This is a genomic window from Microcystis sp. M53598_WE2 (assembly GCF_030067735.1).
Lineage (GTDB): Bacteria > Cyanobacteriota > Cyanobacteriia > Cyanobacteriales > Microcystaceae > Microcystis > Microcystis aeruginosa.
In genome coordinates, this window is the sequence record NZ_JASJFE010000125.1 from 1 (window position 1) to 3,948 (window position 3,948).

The following is a 3,948-nucleotide window of genomic DNA, read 5'->3' on the forward strand; positions in this document are numbered from 1 at the left end:
AAATAATCTCCTATCTCCTATCTCCTATCTCCTATCTCCTATCTCCTGTCTCCTATCTCCTATCTCCTGTCTCCCATCTCCTGAATACTGACTCCCGACTGCTGCCCCCTGCCTTCGTTAAAACCATTGTTGTAATTCCGGCCAACCCAAACCCTGACGCACGATATCCGGTTGATCGCCGGTAAAATCAACAATTGTTGACACTTCCGAACCGGGAGCCGAACCATCTTCGATAATTAAATCAACTATATGATCGAGGGCATCGAATAACCTAGCGGATTCTAATCCCTTGGTGGGAAAATCCCCCTCCTGATCGGGAAGATGGGCAGAACTAGAGATAATGGGATTTTCTAGGGTTTCGAGAATAGTGCGACAGATAACGTGATCGGGAACCCGGATACCGGTGGTTTTCCGCTTCGGATTCATCACCACTTTCGGCACTAATTTAGTCGCCGGTAAGAGAAAAGTGTAGGGACCGGGTATAACTCGTCGCATAATCTTATAGGCATAATCGCTGACCACTGCGTACTCGGAAATATTCGACAAAGAAGAACAGAGAAACGTCAAGGGTTTATCATTAGATAGTTGCTTGATTTGGCGAACTCGTTCGACGGCGGATTTCACATTGAGATCGCAACCGATCGCATAGACAGTATCGGTAGGATAAAGCATAATTGCCCCATTTTTAAGGGCATGACAGATTTCTTGGATAGAACGTTGTTGGGGATTTTCCGGATGGAGAGAGTAAATAGTAGCCATGATAGCAAAATCGTCGCCTATTGGGATTGTCCCACGGGAATTGCCGGGGATATGTGTTTAGGGGCGTTAGTAGATTTAGGAGTCCCCTTAGAATACCTGATTGCACAACTAAAAACTTTAGGAATTGAGGATGAATATCAGTTAAGGGCCGAAAAAGTGCATCGTCGCGGTCAAATTGCCACTAAGATTCACGTCGATGTCACTGCCGAGAAGTCTGCTGATCATCACCACCATCACCATCATACCCCCGCTCGCCATTTACCGGAGATCGAAAATTTAATTAAACAGGCAAATTTACCCCAGAAAGTCCAAGAATGGAGTTTAGCGGTTTTTCAACAACTTGCGATCGCAGAAGGAGCCGTTCACGGGATCGCGCCGGAAAAGGTGCATTTTCACGAAGTGGGGGCAACCGATGCCATTGTTGATATCGTCGGGACTTGTTTGGGTTTGGATTGGCTATCGGTGAGTGAATTATACTGTTCTTCTCTACCCACTGGCGGCGGTACAGTTCAGGCCGCCCATGGTCGTTTACCGGTTCCCGTGCCAGCAGTAGTACAATTGTTCGGTCAGCGACAAGTACCAATTTATAGTAATGGCATCGCAGCGGAGTTAGTAACACCCACGGGGGCAGCTATTGTGACAACTTTAGCTAAAAGTTTCGGTAAACCGCCGAAAATGCAGTTAGAAAAGGTCGGTTTAGGAGCAGGGACAAAAGATTTACCGATTCCCAATCTTGTCCGGCTTTGGTTAGGGAAAAAAGAATCAGAAAAGCTAGATGAAAGCGAAACCGTGGCAGTTTTAGAAACTCAAATTGATGACTTAAATCCGCAAGCGATCGCCTACTTAAGTGAGTCTTTATTACAAGTGGGTGCCTTGGATGTATTTAGTCAAGCAATTACTATGAAAAAATCCCGTTTGGGAATACTTTTGACAGTAATTTGTGCCTTGGATAAAATTGCTATTTGTGAAAATATGATCTTTCAGGAAACCACAACTTTAGGCATTAGAAGGACGATTCAAGAGCGATCAATCTTAAAAAGAGAGATACAATCGATCGATACTGTCTATGGTAAAATTCGGCTAAAAGTTGCCTACAAAGAGTCAATTAATCAACCGATTACCGTACAACCAGAATACGAAGATTGTGCCGCAATTGCCCGTCAGCATCATCTACCTTGGCGATCTGTTCATCAAATGGCTTTAGCTATTTGGCAAGAAAAAAATCAGTCTTGACAGCCGGGCAATTTTATCATAAAACTGCTATTGTTCAAAAGCTATTTCCAGGAAAATAATCCCAATTTAAAACCTGTTCTTGGCTAAAAGGACAATCAACTGGAAAAGTTTCTTTTGGTAAATTAGTTTCATTTACCGTCCCTCGCACTGCCTTTTGATAACATTCTGCGAAAATATCGGCTAAATAGGGTTTTAAGCTAGGACTATCCCTGAAAATAAGCTCTAATTGTTCTCTTTGCTCATCAATGGTATTTATCCAGTTATTAGTCCGTTTTTCCGGTTGATATTGCCATTTAAGTAAGTGCATCAAGAGAACTTTTAAACGACTGAATATCTCCCGTCTATTATTACGTCCCATATCGGATATTTCTTCGATTAAGTTATCTAAATCAAGGGCCTGTAAATTGCCCTTTTTTAAGTGATTTACGGTTTGCTCAATCCACAAATTAAAATCAGTTTCATAAAGCTGAGATAATTGATTTTTCATAATGAGAACGTTTCTTCTATTCTATCTTTACGTTGTGCCTATCTTAATGGTGTCTTGTCCAGATGATATTTTTACAAATATGAGATGCAGAGTATTTACCATAATTTATCTACTCTTCAAGGTATTTTTTTCTCTTTTTTCTCATAAATTTAATGGTGGTCAAAGTGCCAAGAACTCATAGCAAAATGATAGTTTTCTCTGATACTTCTGACTGAATAAAGAGGATATTTATTCTGTTGTGTCGAGCAATTTAAGAGTAAGCATTAGCGACCACAAAAAGCCCAAAAAACGGGTTTCTTAAAGAAACCCGTTCTCTAGATATAGAAAGGTTTTAAATATTCTCAAGGAATTAGGTTGTGTAAGTTTTCTCTAGATTATTATTGCGCTCAACTCAACCTACGAGGCGATGCTAAACAAATTGAAAGTAAGAACTGGTTAACGAAATGCTGGTGTTGTCTTGAACGACTCCAATTAAGTCACCTCCTTGATAGATGGCTGTATCTAAAGCAGAAGTACCAAACCAATTTACCCTCGATAGGCTAATTGAATTAATAATCCTATATATTTCAATATAGTCGTTTGCTCCGTTATAGTCAGTAATAAGAGCATAACCACTACCTTGATAATAGTTGCCAGCACCGCTACCTAGCACAAAAATGTCCGATCCAGCCCCCCCAACTAAAGTGTCATACTCATTGTTATAATAGTTGGTAATAGCAGTGCCCATTAAGCGATCATTACCATTACCACCACTCAGATAATCATTTCCTGATCCCCCTAATAAGGTATCATTTCCCGATTCTCCCCATAAAGTGTCATTACCAGTTCCCCCATCTAAATAATCGTTGCCATTCCATCCCCATAGGGGATCATTTCCCGACCATCCATACAAATAATCGTTGCCGTCGCCACCGTCAATATAATCATTGTTGGTATTACCGTAAATGGTATCATTGCCACCATAACCATAGGCATAAAGTTGTTCACTTCCCATATAGTTGTAGTAGTTTGCAAGATTTGTACCGTAGTAAGTAGCCATGACTTAATCCTCCTGTCTAGTTGTAGATAGTGGCCAGTCTGCACTCTACCCCCCCCCAGACTGTATCGTACGCTACAATTTAATAATTTTTTACATTTATCTCCCTGGCCGGGGAGACACGGGGATGATGACAGAGAACTCTTGAAAGAACGTAGAACGTAGGTTTGGTTGAAGCATGAAATCCAACGCCCGCTCATGTTACGCTACCGCTAACCCATCCTACAAATAATTGTTCCTCCCTAGTTATATCCATTGTTCAAAAGCTATTTTCAGGAAGATAATCCCACTTTAAAACCTGTTCTTGGCTAAAGGGACAATCAACCAGAAAAGTTTCTTTTGGTAAATTAGTTTCATTTACCATCCCTCGCACTGCTTTTTGATAACATTCTGCGAAAATATCGGCTAAATAGGGTTTTAAGCTAGGACTATC

Annotated in this window: 5 protein-coding genes; 1 reads left to right on the top strand and 4 read right to left on the bottom strand. The window is 41.0% G+C overall.

What is annotated here, in order from left to right; genetic code table 11:
* Positions 1 to 117: 117 nt before the first annotated feature.
* The gene (locus tag PX636_RS02860; RefSeq protein WP_004163397.1) at positions 118 to 759 is read right to left on the bottom strand and encodes an L-threonylcarbamoyladenylate synthase; all 642 of its coding nucleotides are present in this window, start codon (positions 757 to 759) and stop codon (positions 118 to 120) included.
* Between PX636_RS02860 and larC the strand changes: the two genes are divergently transcribed.
* A complete protein-coding gene (larC, locus tag PX636_RS02865) occupies positions 736 to 1,992 on the top strand; it encodes a nickel pincer cofactor biosynthesis protein LarC (RefSeq protein WP_288116163.1) in 1,257 nt (418 codons plus the stop codon). The genes PX636_RS02860 and larC overlap by 24 nt on opposite strands.
* A 34-nt stretch (positions 1,993 to 2,026) precedes the next feature.
* Here the strand turns inward: larC and PX636_RS02870 are convergent, their stop codons facing one another.
* The 3 genes from PX636_RS02870 to PX636_RS02880 all read right to left on the bottom strand — a co-directional run.
* Complete coding sequence (locus PX636_RS02870; RefSeq protein ID WP_288116164.1) at positions 2,027 to 2,479, bottom strand: DUF29 domain-containing protein; 453 nt, start codon at positions 2,477 to 2,479, stop codon at positions 2,027 to 2,029.
* Positions 2,480 to 2,888: 409 nt separating this feature from the next.
* Positions 2,889 to 3,518: a calcium-binding protein gene (locus PX636_RS02875; RefSeq protein WP_041803828.1), complete on the bottom strand. Its 630-nt coding sequence runs from the start codon at positions 3,516 to 3,518 to the stop codon at positions 2,889 to 2,891.
* Between the two features lie 256 nt (positions 3,519 to 3,774).
* On the bottom strand, positions 3,775 to 3,948 hold a 174-nt coding region (locus tag PX636_RS02880; protein WP_288116166.1), incomplete at its 5' end, for a DUF29 domain-containing protein.